We start from the raw sequence: 25,615 nt of genomic DNA, 5'->3' as shown, positions 1-25,615 counted from the left end.
TATCTAATTAGGCGTACTAATCGTCGACGCTTTCTTATTAACGACGGAAGTTACGACCGTTACCGCCGCGGCGCTCTTTAAATGCAGACGCAGCTTTAGCTTGAGAAGCGTGGATAGACTCAACCGTTAGTTCCATTGGCTCACGAGGCTCTAGCCCATGGCGGAATGTACGTGAACGCGGAGGCATCTGGTATTCAATGTCAGATGCTTTAGGCATGCGCTTGAAACGGTAAAGGTAGAAGTTTTCAACCTTTTCACGAGCCCATTCGGTTTTCTTCAGGTATTTAACTGCGCTTGCCACTGTAGGCTTAGTGTTAAAGCAGTTCATACGCATTGCCGCATCTAAAATTTCCCAACCATAGTGATCCACTAATTCAGTGATCATGGTTTCAAGCTTTAAGCCGTGTAGCGGGTTATTTTGTTGCAGTTCGATTCTTTCTTCTTCAGTCATAACATTACCTTTTTCAAGGCAACTAAAGGCCTTGAATTTACTCTAGAACACAGTCATCACTGACCATTTCTAGCTCAATCACTTGGGCATTACATCCATTGCCCTTATTTATGCCTTTATGATGGCATAAAGCATACTCGTTATCCTATTTATCTTTGAAATTAATTTCGAATTGGTCACTTAACACCCTACCTTAGCTCGCTATACAGTCTAAGCACATTCTGCAAACAAACCTTCACCCCAAAGGTTATGAAACTGGTTCAACTTAACAAAACCTACGGTAACCGTATGCAAAAACCATATATTTAGTGATGACATTAAAGTTTTTCAGTACGCAGTATTACATTTTAATAACACAGTGCTATGGTTTTATTGAATATCGAAACGGTAAAAAACCCGATTAAACAATGACATAATTATAATTAAAGGTTGGCTTGCCACATGTTTGACTACTCCCATTTCAGTAGAGCAGCGGCCCAAGACAAAGACATCGTCGCCATAGTCGATGATCTCTTCCAGCTAGCTCGTGAACACTACCCCATATTATCTCGGCTATCCGTGGTGCTGTGCAGTGAAAATAAAGCATCGAATTATTTTGTATCGGATTCACTGTGCCAAAACGCCAAGCATCACTACATCGAACAAGAGATCAAACCCAACTCTGCGTTGAGTCGTCTGGCTGAATCATTGGAAACAAGAATTGTTGATGACCTCTCTTTGATGAATCCGACTAAGCAAATCTCTCATCTACTCGAGCTTGGTCACCAAAGTAGCTACACCACTCCAATCCACTACCAAGAGAGTAACCTCGGGTTCGTTTTCATCAACGCATCATGCACTGACTTTTTTGCTAAGCAGACAATACAAAGTGACATCGCCTACCTCACTCAAGCGATTTCGAACCTGTTTGTGCAACTCTTCGAACGCCAGAGACATTTTCAGTCCTCATTAGCAATCGCCCTAAACATGGGACACGCTCGCGACCCTGAAACCAAAGAGCATCTGATTCGTATGGGAAAATACAGCGAGCAGCTCGCACGTACGCTTTCGCACAGTAACAATGAGATTACCCACCAATTCGTTCACCGCATTCGCTTGTATGCCCCGTTTCACGACATAGGTAAGTACCGAATTCCAGACAAAGTGCTCTTCAGTACTGAGCGTTTTTCGAAAGAAGAAAGAAACATCATGAACAATCACACGATATATGGCGAAGAGATGATTGATGACGTGGTTGCCCTTTCCCACCACAGCTCAATGTGCGGCGAAGAAGTTCAGTTCATCAAGAATATTGTACGTCACCATCATGAACGGTTTGATGGCTCGGGATTGCCAGATGCGCTCATTGGAGAAGCGATTCCACTGGAGGCAAGAATTGTCACGCTAGCAGATGTATTCGATGCTTTACTGAGTAAACGAGCTTATAAACACGCATGGTCAGCATCTAAGGTAATGGACTACATTGAAGCGCATACTGGGCTGATGTTTGATCCAGAGTGTGTGTCTGCGCTGAAGCAAAACCTTGATTACTTCATGTCGATACGAGAGCAATACAGTGATGTGCAAAGTCCACAAGCTGCGCTCGCTTAACGGGTTGTATTAAATTTTACTTTACGTGACTCTCTTGCAGAACCAACAAAAAAGGATGCCAATCGGCATCCTTTTGTTTCTAGTCTACAGCTGACAAGAACAACAAGGTTCTTAACTGATTCTAACTAACGATTATACGTCGTAAGTTGTAGAAGCAGTGTCGCCGCCTGTACCAGTCCAGTTTGTGTGGAAGAATTCACCACGTGGACGGTCAGTACGCTCGTAAGTGTGAGCTCCGAAGTAGTCACGTTGAGCTTGAAGCAGGTTCGCTGGTAGACGTGCAGTTGTGTAACCGTCTAGGAAAGATAGCGCAGAAATCGTACATGGCATTGGGATACCAGACTCTAGAGATTTCGCTGCTACTTTACGCCATGCCACTAGGCTGCCTTGTAGGATGTTTTTGAAGTACTCGTCAGAACCTAGGAACGCGATGTCTGGGTTTGCTTCGTACGCATCACGGATGTTGCCTAGGAATGCAGAACGGATGATACAACCACCACGCCACATTAGCGCTACGTTACCGTAGTTTAGGTCCCAGCCGTTTTCGTTCGACGCTTCACGCATTAGCATGAAACCTTGAGCGTAAGAGATGATCTTAGAAGCCAGTAGAGCTTGACGTAATGCATCAACCCACTCTTGCTTGTCACCTTCAACTGGAGTGATTGTCTTCTCAAACAAAGCTTCAGCTTCAACACGTTGGTCTTTAAGAGCAGACAGGCAACGAGAGAATACAGACTCAGAGATTAGAGTCAGTGGGATACCTAGGTCTAGTGCGTTGATACCCGTCCACTTACCCGTGCCTTTTTGGCCTGCAGTGTCTAGGATCTTCTCAACTAGCGCTTCACCGTCTTCATCTTTGTAGCCAAGGATGTCAGCAGTGATTTCAACTAGGTAGCTGTCTAGCTCAGTCTTGTTCCAGTCAGCGAATACTGCTTGCATCTCGTCAGCAGACATACCTAGGCCATCTTTCATGAACTGGTATGCTTCAGTGATAAGCTGCATGTCACCGTATTCGATGCCGTTGTGTACCATCTTAACGAAGTGACCAGCACCGTCGTTACCAACCCAGTCACAACAAGGCTCACCAGCGTCAGTTTTTGCAGAGATACCTTGGAAGATTGGCTTAACCGCTTCCCAAGCTTCAGCCGCGCCGCCTGGCATGATTGAAGGACCGAAACGAGCACCTTCTTCACCACCAGATACACCAGTGCCGATGAAGTGGATGCCTTTCTCACGACAATGCGCTACACGACGGTTAGTGTCTGGGTAGTTAGTGTTACCACCATCAATGATGATGTCGCCTTCGTCTAGAAGTGGGATTAGGTTTTCGATGAACGTGTCTACAACGTCACCAGCACGAACCATAAGCATCACTTTACGTGGCGCTTCTAGTTTCTCAACTAGCTCTTCTAGAGAGTAAGCACCAACAATGTTAGTACCTTTAGCTGGGCCTTCTAGGAACTCGTCTACTTTAGCAGCAGTACGGTTGTGAGCCACAACTTTGAAGCCGTGGTCGTTCATGTTTAGGATAAGGTTCTGACCCATTACTGCTAGGCCAATTACACCGATATCACCTTTCATTATTTTATCTCCTTGCGGCTATTCGCACTTATGCGATAGCACTTGCTGCATTTGAATCTAGGAACCACTCTGTTTCGCCAGTTTTAGACTGGATTTTCGCTGCCGGGTAAGGCAGTTCTGAAGCAGGAGTTGTATGAATTTCTTTAACGATCTCAACTTTACCTGCACCCAGTACTAGGTAGCTGATTCGTTTTGCTGCTTCTAAAACTTTCGCTGTTTTAGAAACACGGATTTGACCAGACTCAGGGTGAGAAGCTAATACAGATAGGTTCTCATCTTGGTAGTTGGTTGCACCCGGGAATAGTGAAGCTGTGTGGCCGTCTGCGCCAACACCAAGCAAAATCCAATCGAATACAGGCGTGCCGTTTTCTGTTGGGATTACGTCTGCCATCTCTTTTGCGAAACGCTCTGCTTCTGCTTTTGGTTCATCTTCACCACGGATGCGGTGGATGTTTTCAGCAGGAAGATTTACTTGAGTAAACAACAATGCGTTTGCTTCACCGAAGTTGCTTTCAGCGTCGTCTGGTGCAACGCAACGTTCGTCGCCCCACCAGAAGTGAAGGTTATTCCATTGAATACCTTCTGCGTATGGCGCCTGTGCTAAAAGCTTGAAAAGCATTTTTGGCGTGCTGCCACCAGACAGTGAAATGTGAACAGGTGTGCCCTGCTCGCTGTATGCTTTCATTTCATTTGCTAGGTTTTCAACAACCAGTTCAGGCGTTGCAAAGATCTTGTGATTGATCATAGTTCGCAGTAATCCGTGTCTGTTAAGTTCTTGCATGGGAAACGCCATGCGCGGCCATCACGTTGCAGAAGTTCATCTGCTTCCTGTGGGCCCCAAGTACCACAAGCATAGCCAAACAGTGCTTGAGGGTCTTGCTTGAAGTCTAAGATTGGTTGAACGTACTTCCAACATGCTTCTACCGCATCGGTACGTGCAAACAAAGTCGCATCACCGTTCAGTGCATCAAGAAGAAGACGCTCATAAGCCGTCAGCATCTGAGTTTCAGGCAAGTCAGAGTAAGAGAAGTTCATTTTCACTTCTTTTGCTTTGAAGCCTGCGCCTGGCTCTTTCAAACCAAAGCTCATCTGAATACCTTCATCCGGTTGGATACGGATAATCAGTTTGTTCTCTGGTGCATCTTGACCAAATACTGGGTGTGGCGTGTTCTTAAAGTGAATCACGATTTCAGTCACACGTGTTGGTAAGCGTTTACCTGTACGTACGTAGAAAGGAACACCATTCCAACGCCAGTTATTGATGTGAGCTTTCAAGCCGATATAAGTCTCGGTACGAGAATCATCCGCTACACCATGCTCTTCACGGTAACCTAGTAGGTGCTGACCACGAACATCTGATGCTGTGTACTGACCTAATACTAAGTCTTTACGCAGATCATCTTCTTCTAATGGTTTCAGACACTGAAGCACTTTAACCACTTCATCACGAATAGAATCAGCGTTAATTTGCGCAGGCGGCTCCATACCTACCATCGCTAGCACTTGCAGCAGGTGGTTTTGGAACATGTCGCGAACTGCGCCAGAACCGTCGTAGTATCCGCCACGCTCTTCAACGCCAAGGAACTCAGCACCTGTGATTTCAACGTAATCAATGAAGTTACGGTTCCACAGTGGTTCAAACATCGCGTTTGAGAAACGAAGCACTAGAAGGTTTTGAACCGTCTCTTTACCAAGGTAATGGTCGATACGGTAAATCTGGTGTTCTTGGAAGTGATGATGGATCTCTTCATCCAACGCTTGAGCTGATGCTAGATCGTAACCAAATGGCTTCTCGATAATCAGACGACGCCAGCCGTTCGATTCATCGTTAAGGCCATGCGCAGCAAGGTTTGCTGGGATAACACCGTATAGGCTTGGCGGGGTTGCCAAGTAGAACAGCGTGTTATGGTTTTCGAATTGGTAGTCTTGCTCAAGCTTGTCTAGACGTTGTGCTAAACGAGCGTAGTCGTCTACATCTGAAGTGTTGATCGCTTGGTAATGCAGATGTTCGATAAATGCATTCAGCGTCTCTGGTTCAGTTTTTTCCATTTCCTGAAGAGACTTCTTCAGCTTCTCACGGTAAGACTCATCGCTGTACTCAGTACGGCTCACTCCAAGAATCGCAAAGGATTCTGGTAGTTGATTGCTAGCATACAGGTGGTATAGAGCAGGAATTAACTTGCGGTAAGTTAGATCTCCCGACGCACCAAAAATAACGATGCTGCTGTTTTCAGGTATTACCATCATCTTTCCTATAAAAACAAGGTTTTTAGTATTCGCCAAAGGTATCAGCGACATACGAAAATAGATAATAGGTCTTAACTATTACATCAATAGTAAGCGCCTATTAAATTTGAGAATGCGTTTGGTAAACGAGGGTGAAAGCTATCACCTCTATTCGGGACAGTATTGTCTATGACTATTTGATTTACATCAACCACTGTGAAAGCAATCGATTAAATATTGACTCATTTCGAACAAATTCTAATCGATAGTTCCGTTCATTTGACCCGAGGGAGAAGCAAATCGGCATTCTCAAACAGTGTAGTCAAGAAAGAACGGTATCTGGTCGGTGGAGTAAGCAATAGGAAAGGGAGAGAAAGGTAAAACCAGCTTATTCAACTGGCTTTATATTTATTTTAATGGCGTCGTGTTTATCTTTGCGCTTTGTTGTAGCAGCGCTCCGGGCGACCTACCGTGCCGTAATTTAAGTCCGCGACTAACTCACCAGTGGTAATCAAAAATTCTAAATAGCGTCTGGCAGTGGTTCGGCTAGCACCAATTCGTTCGCCGGCTTCATCGGCGGTAATATTAACGGCATCAGCTTGTTGAAAAATGGCTCTGATCTTATCCAACGTTACGCCATCAATGCCTTTGGGTAAGGTTGATACTTTTCCAGAGTCCGCTTTGGCATTGGCTTGCAGCATCTTATCAACCAAACCTTGATTCAAATCCGACACACTTTCAAACTCTTGCTGTTGAGATTGATACTTTTTCAGGGCCGCTTCCAAACGAGGGAACATTACTGGTTTCAAGAGATAATCGACCACCCCACCACGCATTGCTTGCTGCAGCGTATCCACATCTCGAGCAGCAGTAATCAAGATAACATCGCAGCCTTGATTGCTCCCTCTTACGTGATTAAGAATATCGAGCCCACACCCGTCCGGCAGATACACATCCAATAACACCAAATCAGGTTTTAAGATGTCCAGTTGCATGAGCGCTTCAGACTGTGTGGTGGCAATGCCGACCACGTCAAAGCCACCCATCTGTTCTAAATAACGATGGTGTAGCTCTGCAATCGCAATATCATCTTCAATGACCATGACTCTCGTGATTGCGTTCATTTATGTTCTTCCTTTAACCATGCTTTTTCCGTCACGATGATCTTCACAAGATCGATTCGTGCTTAATAATTATTGTTCTTCTTTTGGCAGATAAACCGTCATTCGCGTGCCAAAATCGTGGTTGTCGACCATTTCAAGCTGCCCTTGATATCGGTCTGCCAGCTGCTTTATCAGATACAAACCCACACCACGATTTTGCTTCGCTTTGCTCGATACGCCTTTTTCGGTAAGTGCTTTGGTTGCCAACTCTTTCGGCAAACCGCACCCTTTGTCTTCTACTTCTACGATAATTTCATTACCAAAATCACTGATTGAAACTTCAATAACCCGACGCGCGGGTGCAATTTGACCCTCTTGCTTAATCGCCGTCATGGTGGCATCAAAGGCGTTATCAATCAGGTTGCCAAGGATTGTGACAACGTCATCCGCATTTAACCAGCTAGGCAATGCTTCAAGCCTTGAGCCTTCTTCTACTTTGAGCTCTAAACCAATTTCTCGCGCGCGCTCCGTTTTCCCAAGGAGCATACCTGCAATGAGTGGGTCTTTAACGGTTTCACGCAAGAACTCGATCAAGCTTTGATAGTGCGCGGTTTCTTGGCCAATCAACTGCTGTACTGAGTCCAACTCGCCCATCTGGATCAAGCCGCTAATGGTGTTGAGCTTGTTTTGATGCTCATGGGTTTGTGAACGCAGTAGATCTGCATACTCTTTGGTTTGTGAGAGCTGATCGGTTAAATCGTTGATTTCATCGCGTAATCGGAAACTCGATACCGCCCCGACCACTTCACCTGCCACTATAATCGGGCTACGGTTGGCAATAATTCGCTTATTGTTCAAATACAACTCTACATCGTGGTCGGTGTCGCCGGTTGATAGCAGCTGTTCTAAATCACTGCCTGGCAATACATCAGAAAGGCGCTGTTGATTGAGTGCTTTATCCCTGTCTATCGATAAAATATCGCAGGCACTCTTATTAATAGAACGCAAAATGCCGTGCTTATCGATGCTCAGAATGCCCTCTTTCACGGTACTCATGGTTACATCTAGCTCAACATACAACCGGCCTATCTCTTCAGGCTCAAAGCCCAAAATAGCGCGTTGAAAACGGCGAGATACATAACTCGAAATCAAAGCGTTGACCGCAACCACCAGCAACGCCATCACAATCAAAAAGGCTAAGTAAGGTTCGATTCGATCTTGTAAAGAATCCAATAAGTAACCAACTGACACCACCCCAATAATGGTCCCTTGGGTGTCTTTTACCGCGGATTTACCACGAACTGAGAAACCAAGCGACCCTTTGGCCGTCGACACATAAGACTCACCCAATACCAATGCTTTTTGGTTATCGCCACCACGCATGGGTTTACCGAGCCTGTCATCATAAGGGTGAATCAGGCGGATACCTTTATCATCTCCCACAACGATAAACGCCGCGCCAATGAGCTGAGTAAGGTTACGAAATTTAACTTGGGTTTCTTCAGACAGAACGTAGGGAACACCATTAGGGTCCAACGTTCCATTTTCTTGAATAATGCTGGTGACTAGTGGCGATTCAGATAGAAATTCAGCAACACCTAACGCTTTCAAACCCATCTCTTGTTCTTGAGATTGTTTGATGTAATAAAAACCAGCCGCTGCAAGAATCAAAAGTTCAACGAGGCCAGTGACCGTCATGATAATCAGTAACCTTTTACGGAAACTGATACTGCTCCATTTCATATTCCACCGTCCCTAGTGTTAGACGAACAATGTTAACACCAAGTTAATCGCATGACCTTTCTAGGGACGTGAATTTGTGACTGCTACTCAACTAAATAATTGAGCAGATTGTTAATTGATAATCCTTTACGTTGTTCATCTCGATTAATCGTTCATTTTTAGAACGGATTAGCTTAAAAACCAAAATAAACGAATAAATATTGAGCTAGATCACTAAGCTTTTAGGTGTTTTTTAGGTTGTTTAAAATAAATACAATTATAATGGTTGCATATGAAGAAGTTTATTGTTGCTAAGCCATAGGTCATGATTTTCAGACCGCACTTTGAATCGAAACTTCGATTAACAAAATAGCAACAACCCTTCGCTCGCTGGACGTATCTATAACTAAAAGTTGCAAGCTCGCCGTTACGAATGATGAACAAACGGATTAAGTATTCTCCCCTATTCATCCATCGCTAATTCACACTCGGCTAGCCAGACAACGAAGAGGTGACTGATAAAAGCATCACCCAATAATAAAACATTGATGAGCAGGAAGTATCGATCAGTGGCAACGTCCAATAGAAACAGGATAACAAACATAACGTATAAACATTGTTGAAAAGGAAACAAGGCAATGAAACGCGATAACTTTGGAATTTGTCTTACTAAGACTATGCTGTTCAAACACTTACAATCGACTTTTACTCACGTAAGAGCCTATGAGAAAGATGGCACCTCCCCACTCGATCTCAAGGTATTGTTAGCATTCCCGCAAATGTCAGGTAGAGATTTATTACAAACAATGCAAGGTTCAAGACAATTGGTATGGCGCGCCGATCACCATTGTCCTAGCTTTAAATAAGCCACTTCATTTTGTAAAAACACTTCTATACTGAACTTAAAGAGCACGCTTCTGCGTGCTTTTTAAGTTTCATTTATCTTCGATATTCACATCACTCAATCTTATTTACACTTGATTAACGAGTTATGAGAATTTCTATTCATATGAGACAATCTATTCAAGACAAATGACTATCGCCCTGTTAACATTAGAGTTAATACTCTAATTGGTATTTAATGCAGATGACCAAACCAAAATTCCGATACCTTGCGATCGCCAGTATGCTTCTCGGCACTATGGCTTCGCCAGGCTATGCAGCTCCGCTCACTTTTTCTGAAGCGTGGCAAATATTGCAAGAAAACAACAACTCACTTGCGGCTCAACAAGCCAATGTTGAACGTTATCAACACCTTCAGAACTCAACAAGCAGCCTCAATCTTCCTTCTATTACCTTAGGGGCTAACTACACGCACCTTGATAGTGATGTGACGATTAATGGTGAACAGTTTTCAGATAGCTTGAGTGGAGTAAACCCTGCTATATCCGCGATTTTGCGCCCTCTAGTTGGTGGCGTTACCTCAACGATTACCGAACAAGACATCTTTAGCTCTTCCATTCGCGCGGTGTGGCCTATCTTTACAGGTGGTCGAATTACCGCTGCGCAAAATGCCGCTGAAGGTAAAAGCGAAGAAGCGCAAAGCCAACTCTTAATGGAGAAGCAAGCTCGCTACGAAGACTTAAGTAAGTATTACTTCTCGGTGATCTTAGCGGAAGACGTCGTGAGAACGCGTCAAGCCGTTGAAGCAGGCTTAACTCAGCATCGTGATTTCGCCATCAAGCTTGAACAGCAAGGACAAATCGCACGAGTAGAACGCCTACAAGCCGATGCTTCTTTAGATAAAGCGATTGTTGAACGAGCGAAAGCTCAGAACGATCTTAAAATTGCGCAATTGGCGCTGACTCAGATCCTTGGTCAAAGTGAAAGTGTAGAACCCTCTGAACAACTGTTTATCAATAAGAACCTGCCTCATATGGACGTGTTCATTGACCAAACACTCATGACCTACCCCGGCCTTAAGATTCTTGATGCAAAAGAGAAACAAGCAAGCAGCTTAATTAAAGCCGAGAAAGGTAAATACTACCCAGAAGTATACCTGTACGGTGATTACAGCCTGTATGAAGATGACTCTTTAGCCAGTGAAATGAAACCCGATTGGTTGGTTGGCATTGGTGTGAATGTACCACTACTTGACACTTCAGGCCGTTCCGACAAAGTCGCCGCCGCTCACAGTGCCGTATCACAGGTTCAATTCCTTAAGTCACAAGCCAAGCAAGACTTAACCGTATTGGTACAAAAGACTTACCTTGAAGCAAACCAAGCAATTGAAGAGGTTCAAGGCCTCAACTCAAGCTTGTCTTTGGCTCAGGAAAACCTATTGCTTCGTAAAAAAGCCTTCACACAAGGGCTCTCTAACTCATTAGAAGTGGTTGATGCCGAGCTCTATCTTGCGAGTATTAAAACCCAGCAATCTGCTGCGCGATTCAAATACCTAATCTCTCTCAACAAGCTGTTAGCGCTAACCAGCGAAATGAATGCTTACTCAAGTTACTTAACCTCTTCTGTTCCGTCTGATTTCGACTCAAATACAGACACTGATAGCCAGTCAAAAGGATAATTCATGAAACCTATTAAGCCCCTTCTTCTATCTTTAGTTGGTATCGGCGTTATTGGCTGGGTCGGATACAGTTTCTACCAAGCTTATCAACCTCAACCTGTTAAGCTTCAAGGTCAAATCGATGCGCAACAATACAGCATCTCATCGAAAGTACCTGGCAGAATTGATGAAATATTCGTGCGTAAAGGCGATTCAGTTGAAAAAGGCGAATTGATCTTTTCTCTTCTTAGCCCTGAGATTGATGCGAAATTAGAACAAGCAAAGGCCGGTCAGAAAGCCGCTGGTGCGTTAGCACAAGAAGCAGAGAATGGCGCGCGTACTCAACAGATCCAAGCCGCTAAAGACCAGTGGTTAAAAGCCAAAGCAGCTGCCGACCTGATGGACAAAACCTACCAACGTGTAAACAACCTTTACAACGATGGTGTGGTTGCCGAACAAAAACGCGATGAAGCCAAAACACAGTGGCAAGCGGCGAAGTACACCGAAAGCGCTGCGTTCCAAATGTATCAATTAGCGCAAGAAGGTGCTCGTGATGAAACCAAAGTGGCCGCCGCTCAAAAAGCGTTAATGGCAGCGGGTGCGGTAGCAGAAGTTGAAGCTTACGCAAAAGACACACAGATCCACAGCTGGTTTAATGGCGAAGTCTCTCAGGTTCTATTAAGCAGTGGTGAACTCGCACCACAAGGCTTCCCTGTTGTGACTGTTATCGACACCAAGGATGCTTGGGCTGTGCTCAATGTTCGTGAAGACATGCTTAAGCATTTCGAGAAAGGCAGCCAGTTTGAGGCGTACCTGCCGGCTCTGGATAAATCATTAACTTTCCAAGTGACTCACATTGCCGTAATGGGTGATTTCGCAACTTGGCGTTCAACAGACGCAGCGCAAGGCTTCGACTTACGTACTTTTGAAGTAGAAGCGCACCCTGTCGATACGAGCGAAACACTGCGTATGGGCATGAGCCTAGTGGTTGAGCTTTAGGTGACGTATGTCTGCTAACTTTCGATCGATAGGTTCACAATCTAAAAGCTCGCAATCTAGAGGCTCGCAATCAACTGAGCATCATAGAGTGAAGAATACCTTGCTTAGGCAGTGGGCGATTGTCCGCAAAGACAAATGGTTGTTGTCTTGCCTAACTTGGATTCCTTTGCTGCTTGCTGCCAGTATCTGGCTGATTTTTTCACAAGGGATCGCTCGTGACTTACCGGTCGCAGTTGTCGACCTTGAGCACAGTCAAATCTCGCAACAGTTCACACGCCTTGTTGATGCGTCACCAACGCTGCAAGTCACTCAGAAATACAGCTCTGCGAGTGATGCGGCGAAAGCGATGATCGAACGCGATATCTATGGTTATGTTGTGATACCAAGGCACTTCGACCGAGACCTACTGCTCGGCTTGAATCCGCAAGTGTCTGTGTTCTATAACAGCCAATTTATCCTAATCGGTAAGCTGGTGAACTCGGCTCTGTTGCAAGCTCAAGGGACTTTTAACGCGCAACTTGAAGTCGTGAAACAGTTGTCACACGGTAATACCACGGTGCAATCCGCATTAGGCCAAGCAGTAACAGTGCAAAGCCAGATCACGCCACTGTTCAACAAGAACACCAGTTATTCTCAGTTTTTGGTGTCTGCGGTTATTCCTGCACTATGGCAGATCATGATTGTGGTGGGCACGATATTGGTTTTGACGGCAAACGTTAGAGCTCGTGGCCTTCACGCTTGGTTATCCAACGCCCCTATGAAGTCACTCGCATCGACATTAACGCCCTACCTTGTCTTGTTTTTGATGTTTGGTATCGCGTTTAGTTTTTGGTTCTATGTGCTCTTAGACTGGCCATTTAACGGCAGCTTTGTGGCATTAACCATTGCCCAACTGCTAACCGTCATCAGTTGTATCATCATGGGTTGTTTGTTTTTCTTCTTAACACTTGATCCTGCAAGGGCGATAAGTTTCGCTGGCGCATTTACGGCACCAAGTTTTGCGTTCATGGGTATTACCTTTCCAGTAACAGACATGAACACGGCAGCTCAAATTTGGAGAAGCTTATTGCCCGTGAGTCATTACATCGAAGTACAAACAGCACAGTCTAGTTATGGTGTGAGCGCAGCACAGTCTTTGATCAGCCTCTCTTCTATGTTGTGGTACGCGGTTCCTGCTTTGGTGGTGATGTTGTTAATTAAGAAACACTTGGCGCAATCAACTCTAACTGCACAAGCAGATCCATCTACAAAAGCAGGTCTATCAGCAAAAGCAGCTTTATCTGCAAAAACAACGCCGTCAACACAGCCAGAAGCATCAGCACAACAAGGAGTAAAACGATGAGCTTTACTCAACTGCTCAAACAAGAACTCTTAGCGGTATTACGCAATCCTGTCGTGCTTCTTACGGTATTTGGTGGTGTGGTCTTCTATTCATTCTTGTATCCATTGCCTTACGCGAACCAAGTTCCTCAACAACTGAAAGCCTCGGTTGTGAACTTGGATAAGAGTCAAAGCAGCTACCAATTAGAACGAATGGTCGATGCCACCTCTCAAATAGAATTGGTCCGTCGAGACTCCACCATCGCCGATGCAAAACAAGCCGTGCTTAACCAAGAGATTGGCGGATTCCTTGTCATTCCAGAAGACTTCTATAAGGACTTGCTGCTCGGTAAGAGCCCGACGCTTTCTTACGCTGGTGATGCTTCTTACTTCTTGGTCTACGGAACCATTGTTGAAGGGCTTGCCAAGGCCGGTGGCACGTTAGCTGCGCAAGTTAAGGTCAGTCATTTGTTAGTCGAAGGCGTGCCTTTAGAATCAGCAGCCAAAGGTTACAGTGCATTCAGCTTGAACCTGAAACCAACGTTTAATAGTCGCATGGGATACATCGATTACGTGGTTCCAGCCGTCTTTGTTTTGATCCTGCAACAAACTTTAGCCATGGCTTCTGGTTTAGTTGGAGCGACCCAAAATGCTCAATCAACGTTTGGCTACTGGAGCAAAACCTCTCCAGCGAAACTGATGCTTGCCCGCTGTTGTACCTTAGTCGGCATTTATTACTTGTTGTCGATGTACTACTTCGGCGCTAGCTTTTCGATGTATGGGATAAACCAGCTCGCCTCAACAACACAGATCTTAACCTTACTTCTGCCCTTCTTACTGGCCAGCTGTTTGATCGGGATTTTTATTGGTGAGTTAGTGCCACGAAGAGAGCTAGTCACGGTTGTAGTGTTAATCAGTTCAATGCCACTGATCTTCTCTTCAGGTTTTATCTGGCCGGTTGAAATGATGCCTGAATGGTTAGTTTTGTTATCACAGCTGTTCCCAAGCACACCGGCGATCCAAGGTTTCTTAGCACTTAATCAGATGGGTGCATCTTGGCAAGAAGTGGCGTCTCAATGGACATTACTATGGGGACAGGTTTTATTGTGGGGTTCGTTATTGGCACTTAAGCTCTACCACAAATCCAGCAAAGGCACGGTTGGCAATAGCAATAGTCATCGAGCCGTTTAGTTTTACGTTCTAGCGGAAAGTATTCATGCTTTCCGCTCATTAAAAAAGCTCTGATAAAGGGCTTTTTTAATATCCTCAGATCCGAATACACCTTCAGCCTTCGAATGTTTAAACACCGCCAAAACATATCGAATACTCGAACTCTCCTACGTTCCCTCTATGTCCCCCCTATGTCCCTAAAGCCCATCACTCTGAATTCTCCTTCACCCGTCCCTAAAACAACTACTGCATATACTTTTCTCAGCCTAAAAAGCACCGACTTATTCCCAAATGATGACAAAACCCGAACAATTGTAAATTTATTGTAAAAATTTCTTTGTTGGCATTATTTTTATGTATAGGATTATCAGTAGGGCTTGGTAGCCCGAATACCATAGTCTTATTGGTGCACATACCAAAAGGATATCCATATAAAGCAAGATCAGTACTTATATTTATTTCGTTTTTCGACCTAGCTACAGCCGTTTATGTTGCAGTCGAATGAAGTAGATAAACCACTGAAATATACAAATCAAATAGAAAACAAACACAACAGCAACAAACATAATTTATTAAAAAGACAGGGAAAACCATGAAAAACATACGTGAATTATTTTTTGGGTTTATATTATTGTTTAGTTCCAGTGCATTTGCAGAAGAAGGATCATTTAACCAAGCTATCAGCAACTTAAGTCAAAGTGTTGATGGATTTTTCAACGAATACACAGGTTGGTTCGTTGGGCTGATATTTAAAAGTGTACCGATTGGTGAAGCTAACTTCCCAGTGATTGTTGGCTGGCTGTTGCTCGCTGCGATCATATTCACTGTTTATTTTGGCTTTGTTCAATTTAAACGTGTCGGCATGGCGATAGACATTATCAAAGGTAAGTATACCGATCCTAACTCTAAAGAGGACGGCGAGGTTTCTCACTTTCAAGCGTTAACAACGGCGCTTTCTGGTACTGTCGGGCTTGGTAACATTGCCGGTGTCGGAGCTGCACTTGCGATTGGTGGCCCTGGCGCGACATTCTGGATGATCTTGTGTGGCCTTCTGGGTATGGCTTCTAAGTTCTGTGAGTGTACCTTAGGTGTTAAATACCGAACTATCCTACCTTCTGGTGTTGTTTCGGGTGGTCCAATGTACTACCTAAGCCAAGGTCTTGGTGAACGAGGTTTAGGCGGACTCGGCAAAGTGCTCGCTATTGGTTTCGCATTAATGTGTATTTTAGGCGCATTAGGCGGCGGTAACATGTTCCAAGCTAACCAAGCACACGCCATGTTAACTTACGCATTTGATGTACCAAGTGAATACGGTGTGATCACTGGCCTTGTACTTGCCTCTTTAGTTTTCTCTGTGATTGTTGGTGGTATGCCTTCTATCGCATCGGTAACGGAAAAAGTTGTTCCTTGGATGGCTGCTCTGTATATCGGTATGGCTCTGATTGTTATCGGTTCTAACCTTGATCAAGTTGGCCCTGCGTTCAGCGCAATCTTTACAGGTGCATTTACTGGTGAAGGTGTTGTTGGTGGATTCATTGGTGCTTTAATTCAAGGCTTGAAGCGTGCAACGTTCTCGAACGAAGCAGGTGTAGGTTCAGCAGCTATCGCTCACTCAGCGGTTAAAACAAAAGAACCAATCACCGAAGGTCTAGTATCACTATTAGAACCGTTCGTTGATACAGTAATCATTTGTACAATGACAGCATTGGTTATCACTATCGCTGGTTTAAACGTAGGTCCATTCGATGGTTCTGGTTTAACGGGTGTAACGCTGACTGCTGCATCGTTTACTGAAACGGCAGAAGTATTCAAATACACACTCGCTCTCGCAGTAATCATGTTTGCGTTTTCTACCATGATCTCTTGGTCGTACTACGGTCTTAAAGCTTGGACTTACCTATTTGGTGAAGGCAAAACAACGGAGCTGATTTTCAAAGTGATGTTCTGTGTGTTTGTTGTTATTGGTGCCACGATTCAATTTGGTGCGGTAATCGACTTCTCTGATGCGGCTATCTTTGCGATGTCTATCTTCAACATTCTTGGTCTGTACTTCTTGATGCCAGTTGTGAAGAAAGAACTGCAATCGTTCGTTGCTCGTGTGAAATCAGGCGAAATCAAAACATATGAGAAATAACGTTTAGTGGAATGAGGTTTTGCTCTAGTAGCTAAACTGGATTCTAAGAAACGACACAGCTCTAATAAACGAAACTGTTCTAAAAATTTTTGTAAGACCCTTTGCTTGAGAAAGCGAGAACAGGACTGCAACTTATCCAAAATCCCTACCAGCTTGGCTTGTGGGGATTTTTTATGTCTGAATGATTAGATTAATTGCTATCTTCAATGCCCAGCTCACCCTTTTCACTCTGTTCATCATCGTGTTCAACGTCGACACGACGAACTAATTCTTCTATTTCGATCATCTCTTTTTGCGCTATTGGCGAGCGACAATCATCGAAACAATAAGCTATGGTGCAGTTCTCACAAAGATTCTCTGGCATCAGTCCATCCCTTGTCGTCAAAGCAGCCAAATGCGAGCTAGCAATCGACTGCGTGTTCATCCTGAACACCACCATTATGCAGCGACTCTGATCTGAAAATATGTATGCAAAGTCATTTAATAGACAACAAGTAACATATCGTTGTGGATATACGTAACTATTCACAAATATCTAAGCAAACAATGAAAACACGCAAATAATCAATAATGAGAAAGCTCCGGATCTATGCTCTCGACAAACGCAAAACGCCCACATCAAGTGTGTGATGTGGGCGTTTCAATATTTAATGCAAAACTAACGTTAGGTTGGTAAAGCCTGCGGCTTATAGACCCATCTCTTCAGTGAGCGTTTTGATCTGCTTGAGGTCCATGGTGTGGACTTCAATCATTTGTCTGATATCACTCAGTCGAGAGTTAGCGTTATCTTGCTTCTCACACGCGTCAGATTTCGCATCCCATGATGTGCCATCTAAGTAAACATCACACGCTTTCTTAAGAGAGCCAAGGTTCTGCTCGAGTTGGTCTCTTTCTTTCTCAAGTTTTTCAAGTTCTTGAGAAATCTGTAATTCTTTTCGGAAAACTTCACGCGAACGCTCAAACAAAGTCGATTGCATGTCAGCTTGACGATTAAGTTTCTGGTTGTCTTGCTGAGTTTGCTCTAACGTTTGCTTCTGTTCATTTAGCTGTTGCTCTAACGAGTAGTTCGCCTTCTCTAAAACCGAAGACTGTTTCGCTAATTCTTGGAGTTCTTTTTGATGCTCCTCCGTTTGTTTCACTAGAGCAGCTTCTACTTTCGCATCGATTTCGGTATCAACTTTTGCCACTTTAGTTTCAACGGATGTCATCAACTGTGCTCTGCTGTCATGCAGTTCTTGATAACGAGTTTCGAGTACCTGATAAGTGGACTCCCACTTTGAAGCCGTAATTGTAGAACCAATTAAGCCACCCAGTGCTAAACCTATAACCGCAGCAATGCCGATATAGAGCTGACTGCGCTTATCGCGTTCTTCAATAACAACCACTTCATCTTGTTCGCTTTGTCCAGATTGCTGGTTCACTAGCGGGTACTCCCAAAAATTTGTTTAACGTTACGCGGTCACTGACACGAATGCCAATACTGATAGTGCAGGCTCAGTTAAACCTATCGCTCAAGCCAGAAGCACTTAAGCTCTGCTAACACATTCATCCCACCTGTTTACAGGCAGGGTTAACGAGTTAACTCCGAAATCATCAAGCTGGCAGTATACAAAAGGAAGCTGCTAACGATAACTATCACTACCCATTTTTGCAGTTTTTCGTTTGTCCGGTAACGAAATAATACAAATGCCAAAGCCAATAAAAAAACAATCGCTATTAGTCGAGTCATAACTCCTCCTTGTTTCTCTATTTTATACCATTTAAATAAGCAAGTTACGTCAGAGACTCGTTGTTTGATCATTTAGTTGAACAACATTTGTGCAAACAGATATTTTGTAGCTGACATCACATTTTATATGATCTAGGATACGCCTACAGATTACCTAATTACTTAGGTAATTGTTCCGATGAAGACTGCAGGAGAGTGGTTTTTAACTAAATATTAACATTTAGTTAGATTGACCCGCCGAAGAAGTAAATCTTTCAGGTGCTTTATGCTGGAGAAATCCAGAAAAGTGAGGACTGTCGTTGGAGGAACCTCTGGAGAGAACCGTTAGATCGGTCGCCGAAGGAGCAAGCTTAGTGCCCGTTACTTATCTATAAGTGATTCGCTAAGTGAAACTCTCAGGCAAAAGGACAGAGGAGTGGAAAGCAACAGCCTTAATTAACAAAAGAATTCTATCTAGAAATCCGTATGTATTAAGTAGTGCTCTCGATCCCTGTGATCTGCACTGCCTTCCCTCTTCTCCTTAAATTTTTAATTTATTAAGGGGAATCTATGAACCACCTACAAGCTACACTACAAACCATCAACCAATTCGTTTGGGGACCACCACTGCTTATTCTGCTAGTGGGTACAGGTATCTACTTTACTTTTCGCTTAGGCTTACTCCAGTTTAGACACCTCCCAACTGCACTGAAAATGGTGTTCAGCAAAGACAAATCCGGTACGGGTGACGTATCGAGTTTCGCCGCTTTGTGTACTGCACTTTCAGCAACCATTGGTACAGGTAACATCGTTGGTGTAGCGACCGCAATCAAGATTGGTGGCCCTGGCGCCCTTTTCTGGATGTGGCTTGCCGCTGTATTTGGTATGGCGACCAAATACGCAGAATGTTTACTTGCCGTTAAATACCGCAGAACCGATAGCAATGGCGAAATGGTTGGCGGCCCAATGTACTACCTGCAATACGGTGTCGGCTCACGAATCTTGGCGGTCATGTTCGCTGTCTTCGCGCTCGGTGTTGCTTGCTTTGGTATCGGTACCTTCCCACAAGTCAACGCTATCTTAGACGCAACTCAAATCTCATTTGGCGCTTCTCGTGAGATGTCTGCTGTCGTTCTTACGATATTGGTGGCGGTGGTAACCCTTGGTGGTATCCAATCTATCGCTAAAGTGGCAGGGAAAGTTGTTCCTACTATGGCGGTTATGTACGTCGTCGCGTGTTTAAGCGTTCTGATTTCAAATGCCGACCAACTACTGAATGCCATTACTCTTGTTGTTACTTCTGCGTTTACCAACACAGCAGCAACCGGTGGTTTCTTTGGCGCGAGCATCATGCTCGCTATCCAATCAGGTATCGCTCGTGGTGTGTTCTCGAACGAATCTGGCCTAGGTAGCGCACCAATGGCTGCAGCAGCGGCTAAAACAGACTCATGTGTGAAACAAGGACTTGTCTCTATGACAGGTACCTTCTTCGATACAATCATCATCTGTACGATGACAGGCTTGGCGCTTATCTTAACGGGTGCGTGGCAGACGGACCTTTCAGGCGCTGCGATGACCACTCATGCGTTCGCTGTTGGTTTGAATGCAGACACCCTTGGCCCTATGTTGGTTTCTGTTGGCTTAATCTTCTTTGCGTTTACAACAATTTTAGGTTGGAACTACTACGGTGAGCGCTGTGTTGTGTTCTTGCTAGGCACCAAAGCAGTATTGCCTTACAAGATCATCTTCATTGCGTTGGTGGCTTCTGGTGCATTCTTGAAGCTCGACATGATCTGGATAATAGCTGATATCGTGAACGGCCTAATGGCAATTCCGAACCTAATCGGGCTTATCTTACTGCGCCACGTTGTTATCGAAGAAACCAAGCTATTCTTCAAACCGTTAACTTCTTCAAAAGATTGTGAAGCAGTTAAAGCGTAACCTGAATTGATTGAATACCAAGCCCGCACTCAACTGCGGGCTTTTTTATTTTCATCACATAGCGAAACGTCTTAAATTATTATGCAGCACATATGCCCTTATAAATAACAAGAATATTAAATCGACTACTATGCGATTTAATAAAGCGAATAGAAGACTACTAAAAAGGACACTAATAAAACCAACACTTAATTAGATATTACTTATATTTAACAGATTGTGCGTTGGTGTCAGGAGCTTTGTCACAAACATATTAAATTTCTTTTTGTTTCAACGACACAAAAAACCAGAAGAATAAAACATGTGACTTTAATTCATATATTAGTCAGTTTATAGTCATCTACATTGTAGAGAGAATTATAATAAAAATAAAACGTTGGCTATATGATCAGATTCGACCCGATTAAAAACCGTATTTATAACGATGAACGTTCTATTAAAGTAGGATACCGTGAAACTCGAGTTCTGGAGTTATTACATAAAAACTCACCCGATATTGTTAACAAACAAGATATTATAGCTTCGCTTGGGGAAACGAGTTCATAGGGGATACGTCACTAGCGAAAAGTATAAGTTTACTGCGCCAAGGGTTCGTTAGATTAGGCATCAAAGAAACCCCAATCGTCACCGTTCCTAAGGTGGGCTATCGCCTTATCGATGAGTGCGTGGTAATCGACTCCCCCATCAATAATGCAGCCACAACTCCCCTTACTGATGCGAGCAACCTAATACCCGTCGGCAATAACGGTATTGCTATCGGTGCAGCCGTTGCAGTCGAACCTCAGCCTAACCCTAAACAAAGTTCGTCGGCTTACTTTCCTACTGCTGAAAACCGAAACAAGTTGTGCTACTTCACCACTGGTTGCTTACTGTTGGCATCAGCGTTATTGGCTTTTGCTAAGGTTAATGAGAGAAACCTCAGCGATATCAATCCCGTTAACCGGCTCAGTGAGCAATGGATAGGTCAAATACAAGTTTTCCAAGCCCCTGAAATGGCGATGACGCCAGATCTAGAAAGCATTCTCTATCAGTATCAATGTGATTGCGTGGCGTACATTAGCGAAGAAGCGGAATATTCAGAGCTCTCTATTCTCAACAAAGCCACACGCCAGTCCGTCAACATCTTTTACACGCCAACCCAACTAGATCAAGCCAGTACCGAACTGGCGTTATTCCTAGAAAGAGGTCAATTATGATGCCAATCGTTGCGCTCATTTCTGCATTCGTTTTATTGGTTGGCATATGGAGTATCCCTTCTCCCCAACCAAAAGAAGAGCATCGCTACCAACATAGCGTGGTGGACCTAATAGTGAATGACAATGTATTACGTACCGACGGATTAACGAAAATAAGTAACAACAAGGTGCTGCACCTGATGTCCGTTCAAGACGACAACATGCCCGACCCACTTGTTCTGCGATTCAGAGGAACAGCCCGCCCTTCTCAATCACTTTTCTTTTCTATTTCTGGCACCATCGACTTAGTCTCTGTGCAAAAAATAAATAAAACAATGAATGACAGCCGATTGTCGCCTTACCTGTTAATCAACAATGACCCATTAACGGTAAAGATTGATATCTTAAGTTCGAATGATTTATTCGCCATCATTAAAACGTGTAATACAGGCCGAACGCAACTTCTGGCCAAACGATAATTAGAGATAGTTTAACCACTAGCAACAAGTGCCCTATTATCAAGTAGCAAGATTTTCCGATATTACACATAAAAAACGGATGGTTATTTTCATTATTTTATCAGTAATACAATTATTACCGTCTTCCTTACTTTAAGTGTTTGCATTTTAAAACCGATAGAAAATCAAAATATTCAAGTTAGATTTTTACTCCTTATCACTCACTACTTGCCCACCTTAAAACTACGAGCATTGTGAATGGTTATATCTGTTCTTCTAATTAACCATTCATACAAGCGCCAAAAATAACGTCAAATAATTTTGACGTCTAAGCCCGAATAATGGGCCTTCATTTTTCTAAAAACGGTTTGAGCCCCATCAAACAATTTACGTTCAGTTGTATACTCTTTCACCGTAAAAACACTAATGACAATACAAGCCATTGAATTAAAGGGGTAATTTAATTCAACCCTTTTCAGTATCTATCTATTTATCAACATGAAAAAGTGAACTTGTCTTGTTAACTGCACGGCACACAAAACATTATCAAAATAGAAAAATTACAAATGAGGGAATTGTTAATGATCACAGTAAACAGAAGTCTCTTAGCAACCGCAGTGTTGTCTGTTCTATCAACCGGTGTAAACGCGAAGATTTACCCAGACCAAATAGTGTTTGACCAACTTGGTGAAGATGTATGTCGCTCTGGTTATCGTCCTATAGACCGTTATGAAGCCGAAGAGCAGAAGAGTGCTTTGGTCGCTCGTATGGGCACTTGGCAGATCACCGGGTTAAAAGGAAACTGGGTAATCATGGGGCCTGGTTATCATGGCGAAATTAAGCAATCAAGCAGTGGGTCAACGTTCTGTTACCCAAACAACGACCAATCTGAAATCCCTAACTATTCCGCCAAGTCGGTTCAGGAAGGCAGCGAAATCGATGTTCAGTATGAATTAGTAAACAACCGTAACGATTTTGTTCGCCCATTAAGCTATTTAGCTCACAACCTAGGTTACGCATGGGTTGGCGGTAATAACAGTCAGTATGTTGGCGAAGACATGACGATAAAGCGCTCTGGCGACAGCTGGGTAATACAAGGAAATAACAATGGTTCTTGTAGTGGCTATCGCTGTGATGAAAAAACCAAAATCACCGTCGACAATTTTGCCTACACCGTTAACGATGACAACTTTTGGCATGGTGATGTTGTCGAGTCGGATCGTGAATTAGTGAAGACGGTTTACGCGACGGCAAGAAACAACAGCAATATCGCGCAACAAGTGGTGGTCGACCTAAAAGTAGACGAATCAACAAACTGGTCGAAAACGAACAGCTATGGATTCTCACAAAGCGTTCAAACAGAAAATACCTTCAAGTGGCCTTTGGTTGGCGAAACTAAGCTCACCGTTAAGTTCGAGGCTAACCAAAGCTTCGCTGAAACAAATGGCAACTCCACTAGCGAACAAGTAACACTTCAAGCGCGACCTATGGTTCCAGCAAACTCAGAGCTACCGATTCGAGTTGAGCTGTATCGTTCAAGCATTTCTTACCCGTACCGATTCAACGCCGATATTAGCTACGATGTTGAATTCAACGGCTTCCTTCGTTGGGGTGGCAACGCGTGGCACTCCCATCCAGATAACCGCCCATACAAGGCTCATACCTTCACCATGGGTCGTGGCAGCAGTGAATCTGCCGACATTCGCTACCAATGGGATCACCGTTACATCCCAGGTGAAACAAAATGGTGGGATTGGGGCTGGGCGATTAAAGAAGCTGGCTTATCAAGCATGCAATACGCGACTGGCGGAAGCTTGCGCCCATTCCACTCTTACGTGTCTGGTGATTTCTACGCTGAATCTCAATTTGCAGGTACTATCGAAATTGGACAAGCAACACCAATTACTAACAATCTACGCAGCAAAAGAAGTACTGATTCCGTCAACGAATCTACTGAGCGCATTGGCGATATCGAAGTTACCACCAACTTTAACGCCGATGAGTTGAGTGACTTAGGTTTCGAAGGTGCTGAGATGAACATTAGCGTCGTTGAATAACTGCGCTGTTGAATAAGATCGGTACAAAGATCTACCAGTAATAAAGCACAAAGCCCACGACACATGAACTGACCCCCAATAGTTGGACACCAATTATTGGGGGTCTTTTTATGTCCAAATATAGCCGAGAGCTAAAATGTATCATTGCTAAGCAATACTTAGATGGCACGTCATCTCTCTACTTAGCAAAACAATATTCAATTTCTTCAAGGCAGATACGGTATTGGGCTCAAGTCTTTGCCATCCATGGTACTGATTCATTTTTACCAACTAATCATGCCGCGACTGCTCAAACAAAACGAAAAGCATTGAATTTAATGTGGACGAATGAATGGTCTCTCACGCACACTAGCGCTGTATTAAACCTCTCATCCCCTGGAATACTCTCTGTCTGGCTTAAACGATTTAATGAGCTCGGTATCAAGGGGCTCGAAATGCGCCAGAAAGGAAGACCCTCAATGAAACAGCAACCTCAACGTACCACTAAGCCTGATAATGAAATGACACTTGAGGAGCTAAAAGAGGAGTTGGTCTACTTACGAACCGAGAATGCCGTTCTAAAAAAGTTGGAAGAGTTGGAGCAGAAAAAAAACCGTCGAACAAAGAAAAAGCGGTCATAGCTCTAACTCTTAAAGGCAAGTACCCATTAAAGCACTTACTGCACACTCTACAGTTGGCAAAAAGTGTCTTTTATTATCAGGCTCAAACGAGCAAGCGCCAAAATAGCTACGAACGTGAGCTGCGGTTGATAAAGTCAATTTATCATGAACATAAGGGGCGATACGGCTACCGCCGTATTCACTTGGAACTAAAGAATCAGGGGTTCGTGCTTAATCACAAAACGGTTCAAAGGCTTATGGCTCAGCTCAACCTTAAATCGACGGTCAGGATTAAAAAGTATCGTTCATACCGAGGAGAGTCAGGAAAAGCTGCTCCCAACGTTCTTGAAAGAGATTTTAGTGCGACTCAACCCGATGAAAAGTGGGTAACTGATGTCACGGAGTTCAAAGTCAAAGAGCAGAAAGTATACTTATCTCCCGTTGTCGACTTGTTTACTCAGGAGGTGGTTGCTTATAGAGTGGCCAAAAATGCCTGCTTGCCGCTTGTCACAGATATGCTGACGGAAGCTATATCAACGCTTAAACCCAACTCAAAGCCAATTATACATAGCGATCAAGGTTGGCAATATCGCCATCGACAGTATCAGAAAAAGGTAGCGGAGAGTGGGTTAACGCAAAGCATGTCGAGAAAAGGTAACTGCTTGGATAATGCTGTTGCTGAAAACTTTTTTGCTTTACTCAAAACCGAGATGTATCACAACCAAAGCTTTGAAGATGCAGATGCTCTGATAGAGCAGATTAAAGAATACATCGAGTACTACAATACCAAACGTATAAAAGTGAAACTAAAAGGCCTGACTCCGATAGAATATCGAACTCAGGCCTTGAAAGCCGCTTAACAGAAATGTCCAACTTTACGG

At 43.8% G+C, this 25,615-nt stretch carries 19 protein-coding genes, 1 pseudogene and 1 riboswitch; of the genes and pseudogenes, 13 read left to right on the top strand and 7 right to left on the bottom strand.

All coding sequences use genetic code 11. The annotated features are described in order from the left end of the window. Positions 1-37: 37 nt before the first annotated feature. On the bottom strand, positions 38-451 hold the full coding sequence (locus OCV20_RS07345; protein ID WP_010438513.1) for a VF530 family protein: 414 nt from the start codon (positions 449-451) through the stop codon (positions 38-40). Positions 452-880: 429 nt separating this feature from the next. Here OCV20_RS07345 and OCV20_RS07340 point away from each other — a divergent pair, with 429 nt between their 5' ends. Beyond that, positions 881-2,041: an HD-GYP domain-containing protein gene (locus OCV20_RS07340; RefSeq protein WP_086774596.1), complete on the top strand. Its 1,161-nt coding sequence runs from the start codon at positions 881-883 to the stop codon at positions 2,039-2,041. A gap of 132 nt (positions 2,042-2,173) precedes the next feature. On the opposite strand, the gene gnd is transcribed toward OCV20_RS07340, so the two are convergent. The 5 genes from gnd to OCV20_RS07315 form a co-directional block, all read right to left on the bottom strand. Then, positions 2,174-3,622, bottom strand: a complete 1,449-nt coding sequence (gene gnd / locus OCV20_RS07335; protein ID WP_017059712.1) for a decarboxylating NADP(+)-dependent phosphogluconate dehydrogenase — start codon at positions 3,620-3,622, stop codon at positions 2,174-2,176. 28 nt (positions 3,623-3,650) lie between these two features. Next, positions 3,651-4,367 carry a 6-phosphogluconolactonase gene (gene pgl / locus OCV20_RS07330; protein ID WP_048606936.1) on the bottom strand — a complete coding sequence of 239 codons (717 nt, stop codon included), beginning with the start codon at positions 4,365-4,367 and terminating at the stop codon, positions 3,651-3,653. Next, a complete protein-coding gene (zwf, locus tag OCV20_RS07325) occupies positions 4,364-5,866 on the bottom strand; it encodes a glucose-6-phosphate dehydrogenase (RefSeq protein WP_048606938.1) in 1,503 nt (500 codons plus the stop codon). The genes pgl and zwf overlap by 4 nt, the downstream gene beginning before the upstream one ends. A 410-nt stretch (positions 5,867-6,276) precedes the next feature. Next, positions 6,277-6,972, bottom strand: coding sequence for a response regulator (locus OCV20_RS07320; RefSeq protein ID WP_017063807.1), 696 nt, complete (start codon positions 6,970-6,972; stop codon positions 6,277-6,279). 69 nt (positions 6,973-7,041) lie between these two features. After that, the gene (locus tag OCV20_RS07315) at positions 7,042-8,694 is read right to left on the bottom strand and encodes an ATP-binding protein (protein WP_050644681.1); all 1,653 of its coding nucleotides are present in this window, start codon (positions 8,692-8,694) and stop codon (positions 7,042-7,044) included. A gap of 617 nt (positions 8,695-9,311) precedes the next feature. Here OCV20_RS07315 and OCV20_RS07310 point away from each other — a divergent pair. The 6 genes from OCV20_RS07310 to OCV20_RS07285 all read left to right on the top strand — a co-directional run bounded on the left by OCV20_RS07310 (position 9,312) and on the right by OCV20_RS07285 (position 16,796). Next, complete coding sequence (locus tag OCV20_RS07310) at positions 9,312-9,539, top strand: hypothetical protein (protein ID WP_009846577.1); 228 nt, start codon at positions 9,312-9,314, stop codon at positions 9,537-9,539. 215 nt (positions 9,540-9,754) lie between these two features. After that, complete coding sequence (locus tag OCV20_RS07305; RefSeq protein ID WP_086774594.1) at positions 9,755-11,194, top strand: TolC family protein; 1,440 nt, start codon at positions 9,755-9,757, stop codon at positions 11,192-11,194. A 3-nt stretch (positions 11,195-11,197) separates the two neighbouring features. Then, positions 11,198-12,172: an HlyD family secretion protein gene (locus tag OCV20_RS07300; protein ID WP_019820704.1), complete on the top strand. Its 975-nt coding sequence runs from the start codon at positions 11,198-11,200 to the stop codon at positions 12,170-12,172. Positions 12,173-12,179: 7 nt separating this feature from the next. Further along, entirely contained in the window at positions 12,180-13,514 is a 1,335-nt protein-coding gene (locus tag OCV20_RS07295) for an ABC transporter permease (protein ID WP_086774593.1), read from the top strand. Continuing rightward, complete coding sequence (locus OCV20_RS07290; RefSeq protein ID WP_065583585.1) at positions 13,511-14,683, top strand: ABC transporter permease; 1,173 nt, start codon at positions 13,511-13,513, stop codon at positions 14,681-14,683. Before OCV20_RS07295 ends, OCV20_RS07290 begins: the two co-directional genes overlap by 4 nt. A 571-nt stretch (positions 14,684-15,254) precedes the next feature. After that, complete coding sequence (locus tag OCV20_RS07285) at positions 15,255-16,796, top strand: alanine/glycine:cation symporter family protein (protein ID WP_017059723.1); 1,542 nt, start codon at positions 15,255-15,257, stop codon at positions 16,794-16,796. Positions 16,797-17,482: 686 nt separating this feature from the next. Here the strand turns inward: OCV20_RS07285 and OCV20_RS07280 are convergent. Further along, positions 17,483-18,217: a chromosome partitioning protein ParA gene (locus OCV20_RS07280; RefSeq protein ID WP_086774592.1), complete on the bottom strand. Its 735-nt coding sequence runs from the start codon at positions 18,215-18,217 to the stop codon at positions 17,483-17,485. 609 nt (positions 18,218-18,826) lie between these two features. Then, a riboswitch (glycine riboswitch) is annotated at positions 18,827-18,946 on the top strand. A gap of 128 nt (positions 18,947-19,074) precedes the next feature. Here OCV20_RS07280 and OCV20_RS07275 point away from each other — a divergent pair. The 6 genes and pseudogenes from OCV20_RS07275 (at position 19,075) to OCV20_RS07250 (ending at position 25,594) form a co-directional block, all read left to right on the top strand. Next, a complete protein-coding gene (locus OCV20_RS07275) occupies positions 19,075-20,445 on the top strand; it encodes an alanine/glycine:cation symporter family protein (RefSeq protein ID WP_048606947.1) in 1,371 nt (456 codons plus the stop codon). Positions 20,446-20,829: 384 nt separating this feature from the next. Then, positions 20,830-21,641 (top strand): annotated as a pseudogene (locus OCV20_RS07270) (winged helix-turn-helix domain-containing protein). Beyond that, complete coding sequence (locus tag OCV20_RS07265; RefSeq protein ID WP_048616408.1) at positions 21,638-22,099, top strand: hypothetical protein; 462 nt, start codon at positions 21,638-21,640, stop codon at positions 22,097-22,099. The pseudogene OCV20_RS07270 and the gene OCV20_RS07265 overlap by 4 nt, the downstream one beginning before the upstream one ends. 560 nt (positions 22,100-22,659) lie before the next feature. Next, complete coding sequence (locus OCV20_RS07260) at positions 22,660-24,135, top strand: aerolysin family beta-barrel pore-forming toxin (protein ID WP_050712006.1); 1,476 nt, start codon at positions 22,660-22,662, stop codon at positions 24,133-24,135. 110 nt (positions 24,136-24,245) lie between these two features. Beyond that, on the top strand, positions 24,246-24,755 hold the full coding sequence (locus OCV20_RS07255; RefSeq protein ID WP_086774936.1) for a helix-turn-helix domain-containing protein: 510 nt from the start codon (positions 24,246-24,248) through the stop codon (positions 24,753-24,755). Continuing rightward, positions 24,752-25,594, top strand: coding sequence for an IS3 family transposase (locus OCV20_RS07250; protein WP_108721729.1), 843 nt, complete (start codon positions 24,752-24,754; stop codon positions 25,592-25,594). The genes OCV20_RS07255 and OCV20_RS07250 overlap by 4 nt, the downstream gene beginning before the upstream one ends. Positions 25,595-25,615 lie beyond the last annotated feature (21 nt).

It is taken from the genome of Vibrio coralliirubri (assembly GCF_024347375.1).
GTDB classification, from domain to species: Bacteria; Pseudomonadota; Gammaproteobacteria; order Enterobacterales; family Vibrionaceae; genus Vibrio; species Vibrio coralliirubri.
This window is presented reverse-complemented; position numbering and strand designations above follow the sequence as displayed.

Coding starts and splice junctions, on each gene's coding strand:
- OCV20_RS07320 (WP_017063807.1), bottom strand. CDS start 6,972: ATGAACGCAATCACGAGAGTCATGGTCATTGAAGATGATATTGCGATT.
- OCV20_RS07295 (WP_086774593.1), top strand. CDS start 12,180: ATGTCTGCTAACTTTCGATCGATAGGTTCACAATCTAAAAGCTCGCAA.
- gnd (WP_017059712.1), bottom strand. CDS start 3,622: ATGAAAGGTGATATCGGTGTAATTGGCCTAGCAGTAATGGGTCAGAAC.
- OCV20_RS07275 (WP_048606947.1), top strand. CDS start 19,075: ATGAACCACCTACAAGCTACACTACAAACCATCAACCAATTCGTTTGG.
- OCV20_RS07315 (WP_050644681.1), bottom strand. CDS start 8,694: ATGAAATGGAGCAGTATCAGTTTCCGTAAAAGGTTACTGATTATCATG.
- OCV20_RS07305 (WP_086774594.1), top strand. CDS start 9,755: ATGCAGATGACCAAACCAAAATTCCGATACCTTGCGATCGCCAGTATG.
- OCV20_RS07285 (WP_017059723.1), top strand. CDS start 15,255: ATGAAAAACATACGTGAATTATTTTTTGGGTTTATATTATTGTTTAGT.
- OCV20_RS07290 (WP_065583585.1), top strand. CDS start 13,511: ATGAGCTTTACTCAACTGCTCAAACAAGAACTCTTAGCGGTATTACGC.
- pgl (WP_048606936.1), bottom strand. CDS start 4,367: ATGATCAATCACAAGATCTTTGCAACGCCTGAACTGGTTGTTGAAAAC.
- OCV20_RS07300 (WP_019820704.1), top strand. CDS start 11,198: ATGAAACCTATTAAGCCCCTTCTTCTATCTTTAGTTGGTATCGGCGTT.
- OCV20_RS07265 (WP_048616408.1), top strand. CDS start 21,638: ATGATGCCAATCGTTGCGCTCATTTCTGCATTCGTTTTATTGGTTGGC.
- zwf (WP_048606938.1), bottom strand. CDS start 5,866: ATGGTAATACCTGAAAACAGCAGCATCGTTATTTTTGGTGCGTCGGGA.
- OCV20_RS07255 (WP_086774936.1), top strand. CDS start 24,246: ATGTCCAAATATAGCCGAGAGCTAAAATGTATCATTGCTAAGCAATAC.
- OCV20_RS07345 (WP_010438513.1), bottom strand. CDS start 451: ATGACTGAAGAAGAAAGAATCGAACTGCAACAAAATAACCCGCTACAC.
- OCV20_RS07260 (WP_050712006.1), top strand. CDS start 22,660: ATGATCACAGTAAACAGAAGTCTCTTAGCAACCGCAGTGTTGTCTGTT.
- OCV20_RS07310 (WP_009846577.1), top strand. CDS start 9,312: ATGAAACGCGATAACTTTGGAATTTGTCTTACTAAGACTATGCTGTTC.